Annotated in this window: 11 protein-coding genes and 2 pseudogenes; 12 read left to right on the forward strand and 1 reads right to left on the reverse strand. The window is 74.2% G+C overall.

The features are described from left to right. Window positions 1–52 precede the first annotated feature (52 nt). The 9 genes and pseudogenes from HC362_RS28135 to HC362_RS28175 all read left to right on the forward strand — a co-directional run bounded on the left by HC362_RS28135 (window position 53) and on the right by HC362_RS28175 (window position 12,947). On the forward strand, window positions 53–706 hold the full coding sequence (locus HC362_RS28135) for an HAD-IA family hydrolase (RefSeq protein ID WP_243086992.1): 654 nt from the start codon (window positions 53–55) through the stop codon (window positions 704–706). 469 nt (window positions 707–1,175) lie between these two features. Next, window positions 1,176–2,273, forward strand: coding sequence for an ATP-binding cassette domain-containing protein (locus tag HC362_RS28140; RefSeq protein ID WP_243086993.1), 1,098 nt, complete (start codon window positions 1,176–1,178; stop codon window positions 2,271–2,273). Next, a pseudogene (locus HC362_RS28145) lies at window positions 2,270–2,929 on the forward strand (methionine ABC transporter permease); the annotation flags it as partial. The gene HC362_RS28140 and the pseudogene HC362_RS28145, both read left to right, overlap by 4 nt. A 153-nt stretch (window positions 2,930–3,082) precedes the next feature. Beyond that, window positions 3,083–3,799: pseudogene (locus HC362_RS28150) on the forward strand (MetQ/NlpA family ABC transporter substrate-binding protein); the annotation flags it as partial. A gap of 153 nt (window positions 3,800–3,952) precedes the next feature. Beyond that, the gene (locus HC362_RS28155; RefSeq protein WP_243086994.1) at window positions 3,953–4,639 is read left to right on the forward strand and encodes a GNAT family N-acetyltransferase; all 687 of its coding nucleotides are present in this window, start codon (window positions 3,953–3,955) and stop codon (window positions 4,637–4,639) included. A 100-nt stretch (window positions 4,640–4,739) separates the two neighbouring features. After that, window positions 4,740–5,981: a precorrin-6y C5,15-methyltransferase (decarboxylating) subunit CbiE gene (gene cbiE / locus HC362_RS28160; protein ID WP_243088855.1), complete on the forward strand. Its 1,242-nt coding sequence runs from the start codon at window positions 4,740–4,742 to the stop codon at window positions 5,979–5,981. 278 nt (window positions 5,982–6,259) lie between these two features. Next, entirely contained in the window at window positions 6,260–10,405 is a 4,146-nt protein-coding gene (gene cobT / locus HC362_RS28165; RefSeq protein ID WP_243086995.1) for a nicotinate-nucleotide--dimethylbenzimidazole phosphoribosyltransferase, read from the forward strand. A 272-nt stretch (window positions 10,406–10,677) separates the two neighbouring features. Next, entirely contained in the window at window positions 10,678–11,937 is a 1,260-nt protein-coding gene (gene cobA, locus HC362_RS28170) for a uroporphyrinogen-III C-methyltransferase (RefSeq protein WP_243086996.1), read from the forward strand. A gap of 179 nt (window positions 11,938–12,116) precedes the next feature. Further along, window positions 12,117–12,947 carry an RNA methyltransferase gene (locus tag HC362_RS28175; protein ID WP_243086997.1) on the forward strand — a complete coding sequence of 277 codons (831 nt, stop codon included), beginning with the start codon at window positions 12,117–12,119 and terminating at the stop codon, window positions 12,945–12,947. A gap of 51 nt (window positions 12,948–12,998) precedes the next feature. On the opposite strand, the gene HC362_RS28180 is transcribed toward HC362_RS28175, so the two are convergent. Then, window positions 12,999–14,459 (reverse strand): serine/threonine-protein kinase, encoded by a 1,461-nt coding sequence (locus tag HC362_RS28180; protein ID WP_243086998.1) that lies wholly within the window; start codon window positions 14,457–14,459, stop codon window positions 12,999–13,001. Window positions 14,460–15,094: 635 nt separating this feature from the next. Between HC362_RS28180 and HC362_RS28185 the strand changes: the two genes are divergently transcribed. The 3 genes from HC362_RS28185 (at window position 15,095) to HC362_RS28195 (ending at window position 16,875) form a co-directional block, all read left to right on the forward strand. Further along, window positions 15,095–15,304 (forward strand): hypothetical protein, encoded by a 210-nt coding sequence (locus HC362_RS28185; RefSeq protein ID WP_209267886.1) that lies wholly within the window; start codon window positions 15,095–15,097, stop codon window positions 15,302–15,304. A gap of 245 nt (window positions 15,305–15,549) precedes the next feature. After that, on the forward strand, window positions 15,550–16,527 hold the full coding sequence (locus HC362_RS28190) for an aminoglycoside phosphotransferase family protein (protein ID WP_243088856.1): 978 nt from the start codon (window positions 15,550–15,552) through the stop codon (window positions 16,525–16,527). Window positions 16,528–16,563: 36 nt separating this feature from the next. Continuing rightward, entirely contained in the window at window positions 16,564–16,875 is a 312-nt protein-coding gene (locus HC362_RS28195) for a zf-TFIIB domain-containing protein (RefSeq protein WP_243086999.1), read from the forward strand. Window positions 16,876–16,922 lie beyond the last annotated feature (47 nt).

Consider the following 16,922-nt stretch of genomic DNA (forward strand, 5'->3'; position numbering starts at 1 on the left):
GCGCCTCGACCCGCCGACGCGCGCCCCCGAGCGCCCGCGTACGCTGCCCGGCATGAAGTTCGAAGCCCCTCTGACCTTGCTGTTCGACAACGACGGCACGCTGCTCTCGTCCATGGACTCGGTGCTCAAGTGCTGGACGCAGTGGGCGCGGGAGTACGGGATCAGCGCGGAGGACTTCGCCGCCGTCGAACTGCACGGCCGGCCGGCCGCGGAGATCGTCGGTGATCTGCTGCCCGCCGAGCTGATACCCGAGGCGCTGGCCCGGATCGAGCGGCTGGAGGTCGAGGACGTGCCCCGGGGCGGCGTCGTGCCGCTGCCCGGCACCGCCGAACTGCTGGCCTCGTTGCCAAAGGGGAGCTGGGCCGTGGTGACCTCGGCCACCCGCGAGCTGGCCGAGGCCCGGCTGCGCGCCGTGGGCATCGAGGCGCCGCTGGTCGTCGCCGCCGACGACATCACCCGGGGCAAGCCCGACCCGGAGCCCTATCTGCTGGCGGCCGAGAAGCTGGGCGCCGATCCGGCCGGCTGCGTGGTCTTCGAGGACGCGCCCGCAGGGCTGGAGGCGGGCCGCAGGGCGGGGATGCGCACCGTGGGCTTGGCCACAACGCACCCCCGCGAGCAGCTGGCGGCCGAGGTGGTCGTCGACCATCTGGGCTCGATAACGGCGCAGGTCACAGCCTCGGGCGTGGCGCTCGTCGCAGAGGACTGAGCGAGCCCCGGCGCACCGGGTACCTGTCCATTTCAGCGTCCGGAATGCGGACAGCGGTCTCCGTGCCGTCCTCACCGTCTGGTTTACTTTGGCCCATGAACACGACGAGCTGCCGCACACTTGCGACCGAGGCGACCTTGACGCCCGGTGCTCGTTGTATGCCTCTGAGCGCCTGGCCGTCGCGCACCGCGCGGCGAATGTGTGCCTGCTGAGGGCCCCCGCCTGAGCTGACCGAGGCGACTCGCGCCCCGAAGCGAGTCACGAGCCCGCGCACCGAGCACCGCGGGCAGAGCCCCCCGCCACCCCGCCGAGCCCTTCCGGGCTGCCGGCCGAAGCCGTGGCGGACTCCCACGCGCACCGCGAACACGGCAGCCGTGGGCGCACTCTGCCCGCACCGCAGCGGACCGCGCCGCGCGCCTGCCTCGACGGCACCGTAAGCGCTCATCCCACCGACACCACGGATGTTTCTGTGATCACGACAACGGACCTCACCAAGGTCTACCGCACGCGGGACCGCGAGGTCACCGCACTGGACGGCGTCGACCTCCACGTCAGGGAAGGCGAGGTCTTCGGCGTCGTCGGCCAGAGCGGCGCCGGGAAATCCTCGCTGATCCGCTGCGTCAACCTCCTCGAACGCCCCACCTCGGGGACCGTCACCGTCGACGGCCAGGAGCTCACGGAGCTCGCCGGCAACGGCAAGCGCGCGGGCAGGGAACTGCGCGCGGCACGCGGCCGGATCGGCATGGTCTTCCAGCACTTCAACCTGCTGTCCTCGCGCACCGTGCTCGGCAACGTCGAGCTGCCGCTGGAGATCCTGGGCCACTCCGGGCAGGAGCGCACCCGCAAGGCGCACGAGCTGCTCGACCTGGTCGGCCTCGCCGACCAGGCCAAGGCCCACCCGGCGCAGCTCTCCGGCGGCCAGAAGCAGCGCGTCGGCATCGCCCGTGCGCTGGCGGGCGACCCCAAGGTGCTGCTCTCCGACGAGGCGACCTCGGCGCTCGACCCGGAGACCACCCGCTCCGTCCTCCAGCTGCTCCGCGACCTCAAGGAGCAACTCGGCCTCACCGTGCTGCTGATCACGCACGAGATGGATGTCGTCAAAGCCGTCTGCGACTCGGCGGCGCTGATGAAGAACGGGCGGATCACCGAGTCCGGCACCGTTCCCGAGCTGCTGGCCACCCCCGGCTCCGAGCTGGCCCGCGAGCTCTTCCCGGTCGGCGGGGTGCCCTCGGCACCGGACCGTACGGTCGTGGACGTCACCTTCCACGGGGAGACGACGACCGAGCCGGTGATCTCCAAGCTGGCCCGGACCTACGAGGTGGACATCTCCATCCTGGGCGCCGCCATGGACACCGTCGCGGGCAGGCAGGTCGGCCGGATGCGGATCGAGCTGCCCGGCAGCTTCGAGGACAACGTGGTGCCCATCGGCTTTCTGCGCGAGCAGGGCCTGACCGTCGATGTCGCGGCCGTCGCGGACGTCACCAAGGACGCGAAGGGCGACAAGGAAGACGCGAACACCGACGCCGCCGGCAGCACCGCCGGCCTCGTCAAGGAGGGTGCCAAGTGACCTGGTCGGAGATACAGCCGCTGCTGTTCCAGGGCTTCTGGGACACCCTCTACATGGTCGGCTGGTCGGCGCTGATCGCGCTCATCGGGGGCCTGCCGCTCGGCGTGCTGCTCGTGCTGACCGACAAGGGCGGAATGCTGCAGAACGCGCCCGTCAACAAGGTCGTCGGCGCGATCGTCAACGTCGGCAGGTCGCTGCCGTTCATCATCCTGCTGATCGCGCTGATCCCCTTCACCCGCCTGGTCGTCGGCCAGTCCGTCGGCTCGACGGCCGCCATCGTGCCGCTGGCCATCGGCGCGATCCCGTTCTTCGCCCGGCTGGTGGAGACCGCCGTCCGCGAGGTCGACCGGGGGCTGGTCGAGGCCGTGCAGGCGATGGGCGGCGGCACCCCCACCGTCGTCTTCAAGGCGCTGCTCCCGCAGGCGCTGCCGTCCCTGGTGGCGGGGCTGACCACGACCGTGATCGTACTGATCGGCTACTCGGCGATGGCCGGCACCGTCGGCGGCGGCGGCCTCGGCTCGGTGGCCGTGCAGTACGGCTACCAGCGCTTCGAGACCAGCGTCATGATCGCCACGGTCGTCGCGCTCATCGTCATCGTCACCGCCGTGCAGCTCGTCGGTGACGCCGTCGTACGGCTGCTGGCCGCGCGCCGGGGCGGTGCGGGCGGCGACGGGGGAGCCGGCCGGCGGCTCGCCCGGCTGGGCCGCGGCCGTACCGTCGCGGTGGCCGCCGCTGTCGTCGTCCCGCTGGCGCTGATCGGCTACGGGCTCGGCCAGGGCGGCGAGGACAAGCAGACCCTCAAGGTCGCCGCCTCGCCGACCCCGCACGCCGAGATCCTGGAGTACGTCGAGAAGCACCTGGCCGCCAAGGAGGGGCTCGACCTCGACATCCGCAAGTTCAACGACTACGTGGTGCCCAACACGGCCACCGAGAGCGGCGAGGTCGACGCGAACTTCTTCCAGCACAAGCCCTACCTCGACGACTTCAACAAGAAGCAGCACACCCACATCAGGCCGGTGGTCAACGTCGAGCTGGAGCCGCTGGGCCTCTACTCCAAGAAGGAGAAGAGCGCCGGAGGCATCGGGCCCGGAGACACCCTCGCCGTCCCCAACGACAGCACCAACGAGGGCCGCTCCCTCCACCTGCTGGCCGAGCACGGCCTCATCGAGCTGAAGCCCGGCGCCGGCCAGGAGGCCACCCTGGGCGACATCGCCGACGACAAGGGCCTGAAGTTCAAGGAGCTGGAGGCCGCCGCGGTGCCGCGCGCGCTCGACGACGTGGACGCCGCCGTGATCAACGGCAACTACGCCGTCGACGCCGGCCTCAACCCGGCCAAGGACGCGCTGGTCGCCGAGCAGGCCAAGGGCAACCCGTACGCCAACTTCCTCGCGGTCAAGGACGGCAACCAGGACGACCCGCGGATCAAGAAGCTGGCCAAGCTGCTCAACTCCAAGCAGGTCAAGAAGTTCATCGAGGACAAATACCAGGGGGCCATCGAACCGGTCTTCGGGAATGTGGGATCGTGAACACCACGGCGAACCCCATGGACTGAGCCGGGGAAAGTCCCCGTGTCGACAAGTCTCTGATCAGCGCCGGGCCCCATCCGCCGAGGGGGCCCGGCGCTGCACATCCCGGTGCCGATGCTGCATGCTGTGCACCCCGACGTGTAGGAGCGGCGCATGACCTCGACCTTCCCGGACATCTCGATCAGCACGGACCGGCTCGTGCTGCGCCCGTTCGAGGAAGCGGACGTCCCAGCGCTCACCGCGATGATGGCCGACGACCAGATCACCGCCTGGATGGCGGCGCCGGTGCCCTACACCGAGGCGGAGGCCCGTACCTTCATCACCCGCGGCGCCCCCGCCCGGCGCACCTCGGGCGACGGCATCGTCTTCGCCGTCACCGAACTGCTCACCGAGCGCCTCGTGGGCCTGGTCGAACTGCGCGACACCGACTGGCGGGTGCTCTCCGCGCACGCCTCCTACGCCACAGCCTCCTGGGCCCGCGGCGAGGGCTACGCCTCCGAGTCGCTGGCGGCCGTCGCGCAATGGCTCTTCCAGGACCAGAAGTTCGAACGCCTGGAGATCCGCACGGCCGCCGACAACACCGCGGCCCAGCAGGTCGCCCAGAAGCTCGGCTGCATCAGCGAGGGAGTGCTGCGCAACGCCTGGATAGCGCGCACCCGCACCGAGAACTGGGACTCGTCGCGGCCGGACTCCGGCGGCGGCTGGGCGGACATCCGTACCGACCTCATCGTCTGGAGCCTGCTCCCCGAAGACCTCGACGGATCCTTCGAGGGCACCTTCGACCAGTCCGCTGAGGCGGGCGGCTACGCTCCCTACCCGGGCTGGCCCCAGCGGCACTGACCGCCCCGCGCGCCGGGTGCCGGAGCCGTCCGCCGCCGCAGGGGGTACCCTCAGTGGGCCCCGACCTGCGATGAGCACAGACAGCCAGGAGACACCCGCCATGGCCGACCGCGTCACCGTGATCGGGTGGGACGGTTCGCCGCTGACCGACGCCGCCCGCTCGGCACTCGCAGCGGCCACCCTCGTCGCCGGAGCCGCGCACCACCTCGCCCTGCCCGAGGTCCCGCCGCGCGCCGAGCGCATCCGGCTCGGCAGCACCTCCCTCGCCGCGCGCCGGATCGCGCGCCACCGCGGCACGGCCGTCGTCCTCGCCGACGGAGACCCCGGCTTCTTCGGCGTCGTACGCACCCTCCGCGCCCCCGAGCACGGCCTGGAGGTCGAGGTCGTGCCCGCCGTCTCGTCGGTCGCCGCGGCCTTCGCACGCGCCGGAATGCCCTGGGACGACGCCCAGCTCGTCGTCGCCACCAGCCGCACCCTGCGCCGTGCCGTCAACGTCTGCCGCGCCCACAACAAGGTCGCGGTGCTCACCTCGCCCGGCGCCGGGCCCGCCGAACTCGCGCTGCTGCTGACCGGAGTGCACCGCACCTTCGTCATCTGCGAGGCACTGGGCACCGAGCGCGAGCAGGTCACCGTCCTCACCTCCGACAAGGTCGCCGACCACACCTGGCGTGACCCCAACGTGGTCATCGTCGTCGGCGGCACCGGAGCCGGCGCCGACACCGGCGCCACCCAGGGCAGCGGCTGGCTCGCCGGTCACGAGGTCGGCTACCCGCCCGCCGTGCGCGGCTGGGCGCTGCCGACGGTCGAGTACACGGGAGCACCGGAAGGGGACGGCGGCGCACCGCGCGACAGCGAGTCGGCGCAGCTGCGGGCGGCCCAACTCGCCTGGCTGGGACCGCGCGTCGGCGATCTGGTCTGGGACATCGGTGCGGGCAGCGGGGCCCTCGCCGTGGAGGCCGCGCGGTTCGGTGCCGCCGTCATCGCCGTCGACAGCGACGCGGACGCCTGCGCCCGTATCTACGCGGCAGCGCGGCGGTTCGGCGTCCAGCTGGAGACCGTGCACGGCCTGGCGCCGCACATCCTGGAGGATCTGCCCGAGCCCGATGTGGTGCGGGTGGGAGGCGGGGGAGCGGTCACCGTCACCGCGGTCGCCGACCGCCGCCCCACGCGCATCGTCACCCACGCCACCACCAGAGATGAGGCAGAGGCGGTCGGAAGGGCGCTCGGGGAGCGGGGTTACACCGTCGAGTGCGCCCTCCTCCAGTCGGTGGAGCTGGAGACCGCGCAGTGGACGGAGACCGAACGCTCCGTCGTCTTCCTGCTGTCCGCCGTCCGGGCCTGAGCCTCTTCGGCGCCGGTGTGACGGCGGTGTGACGTCGTGCGTGACGAACCCCGGCGAAGTGCGCATTCTCGCCCACCCGTGGCCGGTGGGCCCTGGTTGGACGGGTAGGCTGGTGGACTGTTGTGCCACTGTTCGGGGTTGACGCTTCGTCCGTCATTGTCCGAATGGTGTAGGCGGAGGCACGTGCCGCACAGAGTGCGTGCTCGTTCTTCATCTGCGGGGCGCGGCGGTCCGTCCGCCGGGTTGGAAGGAGCACTAGCGATGGGCGAGGGGATCGCATGACTGACACCGGCCAGATCCCGGGAGAGGGGCTGCCGGAGAACGCAGGCGGGCAGGTTCACCACGAACCGCACGAGGAAGAGGACCTGCTGATGCCCTCGGCACAGGGAGCCTGGAACGAGCAGCCGGCGTCGGCGCCGGGCCGGCCGATCCCCCAGCCTCAAGCCCAGCCTCAGCCGGAGACCCCGTACGCGTACGACGCGCAGGGCGGGCCGCAGCCGGTCGCCGGCCAGCAGCTCCCGCAGGACGGCCAGTTGACCCCCGAGGCGCCGTACGCGCACGAGGGCGGCCCCGTGCAGGGCGAGGAACACGCCGTCAACGGGTACGCGCAGCACGGATATCAGCCGCAGGACGCGGCGTACGTGCACGACGCCGCCGCCGCGTACGTCCAGGACGCGCAGGCCACCCAGCAGGAACAGCCGTCGCCCGACGCGGCGCCCGCGTCCGCCCCGCAGCCCGAGGGTGCACCCGCACCCGCCTCCGCAGATCAGCCGGAGGCCGGGCCCGCGCCCGCTGACGCGTCGGGACCGCACGTGGCCGACAGCGGCGACTCCGGCTCCCCCGACATGAGCGCAGCTCCCACGCCCCAACAGCCGTCCGGGGCACCCGCCTCGGCGCCCGGCACGTCGGGCACGCCCGGGGCGCCCGGTCAGGGGCCACGGCGTCCGCTGCACCTCGGCCCGCCGGTGCCCGAACAGTCGGGCACCGTACGTCCCCTCTCCGAACGGGCCGCCGCACCCGCGGCGCCCGTCGCGCCGCAGGCCGCACCCGTACAGGGCGCTCCCGTACAGGCCGCGCCGAACGGGCCCGTGGGGGCCGCCGCACCGCAGCTCGCCGCGCCCGCCGACGGTCGGCTTCCCGCGGAACAGCCCCAGCAGGCGACGGCGGCGCAGGATGCCGCAGCGTCCGGCCAGCAGCCGACAGCTCCCGCTGTCATGGACCCGCAGAACGTGCAGGCACCGGAAGCCGTGCAGCCCGCCGGTCCCCAGCCCGCACCGGCCGAACCGCTGCCGCAGCAGCCGGAGGCGCAGATCCGGCCTCAGACTCAGCCCCAGCCTCAGCCGGAAGGCGCTCAGCAGCCGGGTGACGAGCAGCCCGCGCAGGCGGCCGCAGGCGCCCAGGCGCCCGTTGCCCCGCAGCCGGAGACCCCGCAGCCGGCGCCCCAACCGGTCGTCGAGGAGCCGCTGCCGGGCCCCCAGCTCGGCCAGCTTCCGCCCCAACAGGACGGCTGGGCCACCCAGCAGGCCCAGGCGCCCGAGCACGCCGCTCCCGAAGAGACCGCTCCGGCCGAGGGCGGTCAGGCCGAAGGCCCGGCCGCCGCGCAGGAGACGCCCGCGCCGGTTGCCGGACCCTTGCCAGGGCCCGTGCCCGCGCAGGAAGGCTCCGCCCCCAACGAGACGGTGCCCGGCCCCCGTCAGGAGGCGCAGCCCGGCGGAGTGCCGACGGTTCCCGCCCAGGGCGGCGAGTCCCAGCCCCAGCAGGACGGCACCGAGCCCACCGCCTCGATGGCACCGCCGATAGACCAGGGCAGCGAGGAGCAGGGCGGTGCTCGCGCGGACAGCGCCGCGATCCCCGAACAGGCAACAGCCCCCGCCTCCCCGGGCGACGCATCCGAGCCCCAGCCGCACCCCGAGTCGGCCGAGGTCACGGCCCCGGCACCCGACGGCGCCGAACCTGCCGCCGTCACGGAGGCGGAAGCGGACCGGAGCGGGGAGACCGGCGGGGACACCCCCGCTGAGGCCGAGCGGACTGACGCCGGGAGCGCCGGCGCCGTGAACGCCGAGTCCGGTGACGCGGAGAGCGATGGCGGCGAGGCACCGGCAGGTGAGGTCTCCGAGGCGGAGGTGTCCACCGGCGAGCCCGCCCCCGCTGAGCCCGCCGAGGCTGCCGGTGGGCAGGCCTCTGCGACGGAGCCCGGTGACGTGCAGGTGGCGCCCGGCGCTGCCGCGCCCGGCGCCGAGGCCGATGACGGCGAGGCGCCCGTTGGTGAGGTACCCGCCGCAGAGCCCGCCGAGGCCGAGGCGCCCGAGGCGGCATCGGCCGCCGACGCCCCCGACGGGCAAGCACCCACAGCTGAAGCACCCGTCGCCGAAGCCTCCACAGGAGAGGCGCCCGGCGCCGAGCAGAGGGGGACGGAGGCTGTCGACGCCGGGGCCGCACCCAGCGACGAAGCGGCCTCCGGTGGGGAAGCGCCGCCCACCGGCGAAGTACCTCCCGCAGAAGCCGCATCGGATGCCGAAGCGGCAGCGGCCCCCGTTGCCGCCGCCTCCGAGGAGCAAGCACCCACGGCTGAAGCACCCGTCACCGAGTCCTCCACCGCCGAAGCCCCCACCACCGAGGCCACCGTCACCGAGCCCGGCGACGAGGTGGCCGAGGGTGGGGCCGTCGCTGCCGAGGCCGCTCCCGAGGGGGAGCCCGCGCCGGGGTACGCGGAGGCGGAGCGGGAGGCCGTGCACCGGTTGATGCGGGAGCGGCGGGACATCCGCAACGGCTTCCGGCCGGACCCGATCCCGCACGAGGTGCTGCTCCGCGTGCTGGAGGCGGCGCACACGGCGCCCAGCGTCGGCCACTCGCAGCCGTGGGACTTCGTGGTCATCCGCTCCGAGGAGACCCGGCGGACCATGCACGAGCTGGCCGAGCGGCAGCGGCAGGCGTACGCCAAGTCGCTGCCCAAGGGCCGGGCCAAGCAGTTCAAGGAAATGAAGATCGAGGCCATCCTCGACACCCCGGTCAACATCGTCGTCACGGCCGACCCGACGCGCGGCGGCCGGCACACCCTCGGCCGCCAGACGCAGCCGCAGATGGCGCCGTACTCCTCGGCGCTGGCGGTGGAGAACCTGTGGCTCGCGGCGCGGGCCGAGGGCCTCGGCGTGGGCTGGGTCAGCTTCTTCGACGAGCGGGAGCTGGTGCGCACCCTGGAGCTGCCGGAGCACCTGGAGGTCGTGGCCTATCTGTGCATCGGCTACGTCGACGAGTTCCCGGACGAGCCCGAGCTGATGCAGGCGGGCTGGTCGAAGCGGCGACCGCTGTCGTGGGTCGTCCACGAGGAGTCGTACGGGCGCCGTGCGCTGCCCGGCGCCGAGCCGACCGGCATGCTCGCCGAGACGCTGGGCACCATCCGCCCGCTGGACGCGAAGGCGCTCGGCGAGGCGTGGGAGCGGCAGAAGCGGATGACCAAGCCGGCCGGGGCGCTGGGCATGCTGGAGATCATCTCGGCGCAGCTGTGCGGGCTCTCCCGCAAGTGCCCGCCGCCGGTGCCCGAGCCGGCCGCCGTCGCCATCTTCGCGGGGGACCACGGGGTGCACGCGCAGGGCGTCACGCCCTGGCCGCAGGAGGTCACCGCGCAGATGGTGGCCAACTTCCTGGGCGGCGGGGCCGTCTGCAACGCGTTCGCCAACCAGGTGGGCGCCGAGGTGTGTGTCGTGGACGTGGGAGTGGCCGCCGAACTGCCCGCCACGCCCGGCCTGCTGCCCCGTAAGGTCCGGCCGGGGACCGCGGACATGACCGCGGGTCCCGCGCTGACCCAGCAGGAGGTCGAGCGGGCTCTGGAGGTGGGCATCGAGACCGCTCGCGATCTTGTCGCGGCGGGCAACAAGGCGCTCCTCACCGGCGAGATGGGCATCGCGAACACCACGGCGTCCGCCGCGCTGATCGCCGCCTGTACGGGCGCCGACCCGGCCGAGGTCACAGGGCGCGGCACCGGTATCAACGACGAGACGCACGCCCGCAAGGTCGAGGTCGTCCGCCGGGCGCTGGAGCTGCACCAGCCCGATCCGGCCGACCCCCTGGGCATGCTCTCCGCGTTCGGCGGTCTCGAGCACGCCGCGATGGTCGGACTGATCCTCGGCGGCGCCTCGCTGCGTACGCCCGTCATCCTGGACGGCGTCAGCGCCGGAGCCGCCGCGCTGGTGGCGCGTGCCGTGGCGCCCGAGGCGCTGGCCGCGTGCATCGCTGGGCACCGCAGCGCGGAGCCGGGCCATGTCGCGGCGCTCACCAAGCTGGGGCTGCGGCCGCTGGTCGACCTCGACCTGCGGCTGGGCGAGGGCACGGGCGCGCTGCTGGCCCTTCCCATGGTGCAGAGCGCGGCCCGCGCGATGCACGAGGTCGCCACGTTCGACGCGGCGGGTGTCACCGAGAAAGGCTGACGCGAACCGCCGACCCGGCGGCGTCCCCGGCACCGCACCCGCACCCCGGGTGCCGGGGGCACCCCCGGCCGCCCACGTCGGCCATGCCCGTGCCCGTACCCGTGTGCCTGTGCCCGTGGCCGTTCCCCCCCCGTGACCTGCGAGACAGCACCGTCCGGCTGGTCCGGCATAGGCTGTCCCCACCGTCCCCCGGCCGCTCCATCGCCGCAGCGGCATCGTCGTCGGCTCGGTATGCGAGCCGACTCGCCCTCCCGAGAAGGATGCCGTCCCAGATGTCGGAAACCTCCGCCACTCCCGCCTACCCCGTAGGACTCCGCCTGGCCGGGCGCCGCGTCGTGATGGTCGGCGGCGGCACCGTGGCACAGCGCCGCCTCCCGGCGCTGCTGGCGGCGGGCGCGGACGTCACGGTCATCGCGCCCGAGGTCACGCCCTCGGTCGAGGCGATGGTGACCGGTGGCGAGCTCACCTGGGAGCGCCGCACCTGGCGGGACGGCGATCTGGCCGAGGCGTGGTACGCGCTGGCGGCCACCGACGACCCGGACGTCAACGCCGCCATCGTCGCCGAGGCCGAGGCCCGCCGCGTGTGGTGCGTACGCACCGACGACGCGGACGAGGGCACCGCCTGGACCCCGGCGACCGGGCGCAGCGACGGAGTCACCGTGGCCGTCCTCACCAGCGGTGTACACGGCGCGGGCGGCCGCGATCCGCGCCGCGCGGCCGCGATCAGGGACGCCATCGTCTCCGGCCTGGGGGACGGCACGCTCGTCGGGGAGCAGCGCGGCCCCCGCACCCCGGGTGTGGCCCTCGTCGGCGGCGGGCCCGGTGACCCGGATCTGATCACGGTGCGGGGCCGTCGGCTGCTGGCACAGGCCGATGTGGTGGTCGCCGACCGGCTCGGGCCCCGCGATCTGCTGGACGAGCTCCCGCCGCACGTCGAGATCATCGACGCGGCCAAGATCCCCTACGGGCGCGCGATGGCGCAGGAGGCCATCAACGCCGTTCTCGTCGAGCACGCCAAGGCCGGGCGGTCCGTCGTACGCCTCAAGGGCGGCGACCCCTTCGTCTTCGGCCGGGGCATGGAGGAGGCCGAACAGCTCGCGGCCGAGGGCGTCCAGGTGACCGTCGTCCCGGGCATCTCCAGTTCGATCAGTGTGCCCGGCGCGGTCGGTATCCCGGTCACCCACCGGGGCGTCGCGCACGAGTTCACCGTCGTCAGCGGCCATGTCGCCCCCGACGACCCGCGGTCGCTGGTGGACTGGCCGGCGCTCGCGCGGCTGCGCGGCACGCTCGTGCTGCTGATGGCCGTGGAGAACCTCGGGGCGATCGCGGCCGCGCTGTGTGAGCACGGCCGCGCGGATGACACGCCTGTGGCCATCATCCAGGAGGGCACCATGGCGACGGAGCGGCGTGTCGACGCCACGTTGGCGACGGCTGCGGAGCGCGCCGCCGCCGAGGGGGTACGTCCCCCGGCCGTCGTCGTGATCGGAGACGTGGTTTCGGTGGGTACCTCGCTGGGAGGCGGCCCTCAGTAGGTCCTCCCGGTGGGGGCTGCTCCTGCCTGTCCGCTGCGGGCTGCGGGTTCGTCGTGGTTGTGGGGGCACCTCCCGGCCGGAGGCTGGGGGAGCAGTTCCCCGTGCCCCTACGGGGCGCCCCTTTACGCGGCAGTAACGAACGCATTGGAACTTCGAGCGGGAGAGGGCAGTATCGGCCTGTGGCTACACCATCCTCCGACGGCGCACCCGCAGGGCTCGTCACCGTCGACGATCCCGACGACCCCCGGCTGAGCGACTACACCGGCCTGACCGACGTCGAGCTGCGCCGTAAGCGCGAGCCCGCCGAGGGGCTGTTCATCGCCGAGGGCGAGAAGGTGATCCGCCGGGCCAGGCACGCCGGGTACCGGATGCGGTCGATGCTGCTGTCCGCCAAGTGGATCGACGTCATGCGCGACGTCATCGACGAGGTGCCCGCGCCCGTCTACGCCGTCAGCCCCGAGCTCGCCGAGCGCGTGACCGGCTACCACGTGCACCGCGGAGCCCTCGCCTCCATGCAGCGCAAGCCCCTCCCCGCACCGGAGGAACTGCTGGCCACGGCCCGCCGCGTGGTGATCATGGAGTCGGTGAACGACCACACCAACATCGGTGCCATCTTCCGCAGCGCCGCCGCGCTGGGCATGGACGCGGTGCTGCTCTCGCCCGACTGCGCCGACCCGCTCTACCGCCGCTCGGTCAAGGTCTCGATGGGCGCCGTCTTCGCCGTGCCGTACGCCCGGCTGGAGAACTGGCCGCAGGGGCTGGAGACGGTACGCGACGCCGGGTTCCCGCTGCTCGCCCTCACCCCGGACGAGAAGGCCGTTCCCCTCGACACCGTCGCCACCGGCGGTCAGGGCCGCACGGCGCTGATGCTCGGCGCCGAGGGCGGCGGTCTGAGCACCCGCGCACTGCGCGCCGCCGACGAGTGGGTCCGTATCCCGATGGCCCACGGCGTCGACTCCCTCAACGTGGGCGCCGCGGCGGCCGTCGCCTTCTACGCGGTGACCCGCTGACCGCACCCGGACCGGACCGGGCACTGCAGCCGCGGCACCTGTCCGTGCCCGCTACCGCACCTGCCCGTGCGGCCCCTGCTCCGAGGAGACGCTGCCCAGGCCACGGGTGGGGCCCTCGCAGCCCTGGGCCGCCGCGATCCCGAGGGCGACCAGCAGCGTCACCGTCACAAAGACGATGAGGCGCTGCCGCAGGAGCCGTCGCTTGCGCGCCGCGGGGCTGAGCCCGCCCGGACGGCCGCCCCGGGTGGCGGGGCGCCGGGCGCCGGTGGCCGGCCTGCCGCTGCCCGTCCGCTCGCCACCGCGTGGGTGCGGCGGGTCCGCGGGACGCCGGGCGGGGCGCTCCCCGGCCCTGCGGCTGCCGTTGCCGGTCGTATGCCCGGCGTCCCGTGCGGGGCGCCCGGCGCGCGAGGCGCCGGGAGTGGTCGGCCGAGGGGCGCGCGGAGTGGAGGCACGGGGCGCGCTCGCTGCCCGTTCGCGTTCCCGGCCGAGTCCGTCCCGCTGGGTGCGCTGCTGCGCGTGGTCGTGCGCGTGCCGCTCCCCGGGGGCCGACTCGTGCCGTCTGCCGGGCACCGGCCGGCCAGGGGCCGACCTGCCGGGCGCCGACCTGCCGGACGCCGGCCCCCCGGCGGCCGGCCGGGCACCGGCGCGGGGCCGGTCCCCCAGGGCGGCCTCCCCGCCGTCGGTCAGGCCCCGGGCCTCGCGCGCGGCGATCTCCTTGAGCCGAAGCGAGAGCTGCAGGGTGCTGGGCCGGTCCTCCGGCGACTTGACGAGGCAGGCGTGGATCAGCGGGGCCAGCGCGGCGTGCACGGCGTCCAGGTGCGGCTCCTCGTGCACCACCCGGTAGAGCATCACCTCGGAACTGCCCTGCCCGAACGGCGAGTCGGCCGTGGCCGCGTACGCCAGCGTGGCGCCCAGCGCGAAGACGTCGGTGGCCGGGGTCACGGCCGCGCCCCGTACCTGCTCGGGCGCCAGGAAGCCGGGGGAGCCGACGGCGGTGCCCACGTGCGTCAGGGTGCTGGCGCCCGTCGCCCAGGCGATACCGAAGTCGATGATGCGCGGGCCCTTGGGGGACAGCAGGATGTTCGACGGCTTCAGATCGCGGTGCACGACGCCCGCCTCGTGCACCGCCACCAGGCCCTCGGCGAGCGCGGCGCCGATCGAGGCGACCTGCGCGGCCGGCAGCGGGCCCGACTCGTTCACCTTGTCGTGCAGCGAGGGGCCAGGGACGTACTGGGTGGCGAACCAGGGGCGCTCGGCCTCCAGGTCCGCTGCCACCAGGCGGGCCGTGCAGCCGCCCCGGATACGCCGCGCCGCCGACACCTCGCGGGCGAAGCGGGAGCGGAACTCCTGGTCCTCGGCGAGGTCGGGCCGGATCACCTTGAGCGCGACCCGCTGGCCGCGCCGGTCGGAACCGAGGTAGACCACGCCCATGCCGCCGGCTCCCAGGCGCCGGTGGAGCCTGAACGAGCCGACGACTCGCGGGTCCTCGCGCCGGAGCCGCATCATCGCCATGTCCGTTCCTACCTCCGGTGTCCGGTGGGCGAGTGCCCCCACCTCCGGCGCCCGGTGGGGGAGCAGCCCACCGCCGACCGGTCCGTCTGACGACCACAGCTTACGGACTGCCGTGGCAAGGCGACGATAGGCCGCGCACGCGGCGCCAGACGGAATGTCAGAGCCCGGCGCAGGACGGGAATTCCCCGGGGCGCGCCGACCCCGTGCGCCCGTGCGCCCCCGGCCCGGCCGCGTCAAACCGGCGGCGGCATACGGCGTTTGACGGCGTGACGGGTACGGAGTCGAAGCCGCGCCGGCTACGGCGGAGTACCCACATGCCCGCACGTCCGGGAGCGCACGCGGCCGCCGGACCCGGGCGGGGACCCGGCGGGGGAGTGAGCGAACTCACCCCCTCGGGCGGCCGGGCGGCCAGGCTGCCCGTCCCCTGGGGGAAGACCCCGGCAAAGCTGACGATGCCTCCACCCTGGGGAGTAGGTGTCCCCACGCCACGTCATCCTTCCGGAGGCCCCTGACTCGGTACGCGCGCATGACGCCACTGAGTACGCCCTTGCCTAATGTTGTGGTCAAGCGGCGGACGCAGCACTCGTCCCCCGAGGTCAGACGTCCGCCGCCCCAGACAACGATCAGGAGCGGACATGGCACACACGGCTGGGCGTCCCACGCCCACAGGGAAGGGAAGGCTCGCGGCACTCGCCGACTTCGGCACCCGTCCCGGCGGCCGTCGCCATCCGCTGGTGGCAGCCGCCATGGTGCTGCCGCTCGCCCTCCTCCTCGGCCTCGTCACGGGCTGGGGCCGGATGGTGCTGACACAGGCGTCGTCCGTGGCCGGAATGCTGGGGTCCTGAGCGATCCCAGGCCCGGTGGAGCGGACCGGGTCGGGGACTTCCGGCTTCAACAGCCCCGTGGGGACGGGGGTGCGGCGGACGGCACGAGGCCCGGGTAGCTGGGGAGCTGCCCGGGCCCTCGCGTATCCACGGCCTGCCACCCGCCCGGGGAGCTGTACGGCCGGACAGGCACTCGCCGTACGTTGTGGTCGTCGACACTTGGAGATCTCGTGGCCCTCCCCGGTACCCCCGCCCGCCATACGGCGCTGCACCGGGCACTCGGCGGGCTCGCCGGGGGCTCCGGGGGCCACGGCGAGGTGATCGCCGAGCGCGCCGACGCCACCGTCGTGCGGGCCGGCGACCGGGTCGCCAAAGCGCACGCACCCGACGCGGAAGCGGGCCCGCTGCACGTCCGGGTCCGGGTCGCGGCAGCCGCCGGATACCGGGGGATTCTGCTGCCGCCCGCCTCGGGCGGCCGGACGGTTCCGCTGCCGGGCGGACGGGTCGGCAGCGTCTGGCCGTACGGAGCCCCCGTGGACCCCGCCGACGCGGCAGCCGCCCCCTGGGAGGCGGCGGGCGAGCTGCTGGCCCGGCTGCACATCGCGCCGCTGCCCGCCGCCGGCCAACTCCCCGGCCCGCTGCCGCCGATGCGCGGGCCCGCCAAGGCGGCCCGCGCGCTGGCGCGGATGCGGAGCGCTCCGCGGGGCGCGCACACCGGTGCGGCCGAGGTCGTCGAGCGCGCCTGGGCCGTGCTGCCACCGTGGTGCCGCGACGAGGAGCCGCCCTGTGAGGCCCGCACCCTGTGCCATGGCGACTTCCACCTCGGCCAGCTCGTCCGGTACCCGCCGCCCGACGGCCCCTGGCACCTCATCGACGTCGACGACCTGGGCCTCGGCGACCCGGCGTGGGACCTGGCGCGCCCGGCCGCCTGGTACGCGGCCGGTCTCCTGGCGCCCGCCGACTGGGAGCGCTTCCTCGGCGCCTACGCCCGTACGGTCCGGGCGGCCGCAGCCGGCCCGACCCGGCAGCGCGGCATCCCGGCAGGGCTCGCCGGTCCGGACCCGTGGCCGTATCTGGACGCGCCCGCCCGTGCGTTGACGGTGCAGGGCGCGGCGCTCGGCGTCGCCAAGGCCCGCACCGAGGAACGGCAGCTGGACGAGGCGGAGGAGGCGTGTGTGGCCGCGTGCGCCCGGATCGCGGCTCTCTTCGCACGGGCCGAACTCCCCGCGCCTCAGGGGCCGTAGGCTGGGGTCCAACCGGTAGCGAGAGGAAGCCGACGAATGATGCAGTGTCCCAAGTGCGGTGCGCCGATGCGCACGTACAACCGCAACGGCGTGCAGATAGAGCAGTGCGACAGCTGCCGGGGAATCTTCCTCGACTACGGCGAGCTGGAGGCCCTCACCAGGCTGGAGGCCCAGTGGGCGCAGTCCGCACCGCCGCCTCCGCCGGGTCCGCAGGCCTACCCGGCCGGTCCCGCCTGGGGCGCCGCGCACCACGGCTCGCACGGCCACGGGCAGCACGGTCACGGGCACCATGGACACCACGGCCACCATGGTCACCGCGGCTTCGGGCGGATGCTCTTCTCCTCCTGAGCCCAGAGACGAGGGCCGCGCTCCTCTGCGGGGGTGCGGGTGGCGAA

The organism is Streptomyces sp. 891-h (assembly GCF_022760275.1).
GTDB classification, from domain to species: domain Bacteria; phylum Actinomycetota; class Actinomycetes; order Streptomycetales; family Streptomycetaceae; genus Streptomyces; species Streptomyces spirodelae.

What these genes read in the sequence shown, in the direction of transcription:
- cobA (WP_243086996.1), top strand. Translation starts at nt 10,678, where the DNA reads ATGTCGGAAACCTCCGCCACTCCCGCCTACCCCGTAGGACTCCGCCTG.
- HC362_RS28185 (WP_209267886.1), top strand. Translation starts at nt 15,095, where the DNA reads ATGGCACACACGGCTGGGCGTCCCACGCCCACAGGGAAGGGAAGGCTC.
- cobT (WP_243086995.1), top strand. Translation starts at nt 6,260, where the DNA reads ATGACTGACACCGGCCAGATCCCGGGAGAGGGGCTGCCGGAGAACGCA.
- cbiE (WP_243088855.1), top strand. Translation starts at nt 4,740, where the DNA reads ATGGCCGACCGCGTCACCGTGATCGGGTGGGACGGTTCGCCGCTGACC.
- HC362_RS28195 (WP_243086999.1), top strand. Translation starts at nt 16,564, where the DNA reads ATGATGCAGTGTCCCAAGTGCGGTGCGCCGATGCGCACGTACAACCGC.
- HC362_RS28155 (WP_243086994.1), top strand. Translation starts at nt 3,953, where the DNA reads ATGACCTCGACCTTCCCGGACATCTCGATCAGCACGGACCGGCTCGTG.
- HC362_RS28135 (WP_243086992.1), top strand. Translation starts at nt 53, where the DNA reads ATGAAGTTCGAAGCCCCTCTGACCTTGCTGTTCGACAACGACGGCACG.
- HC362_RS28180 (WP_243086998.1), bottom strand. Translation starts at nt 14,459, where the DNA reads ATGGCGATGATGCGGCTCCGGCGCGAGGACCCGCGAGTCGTCGGCTCG.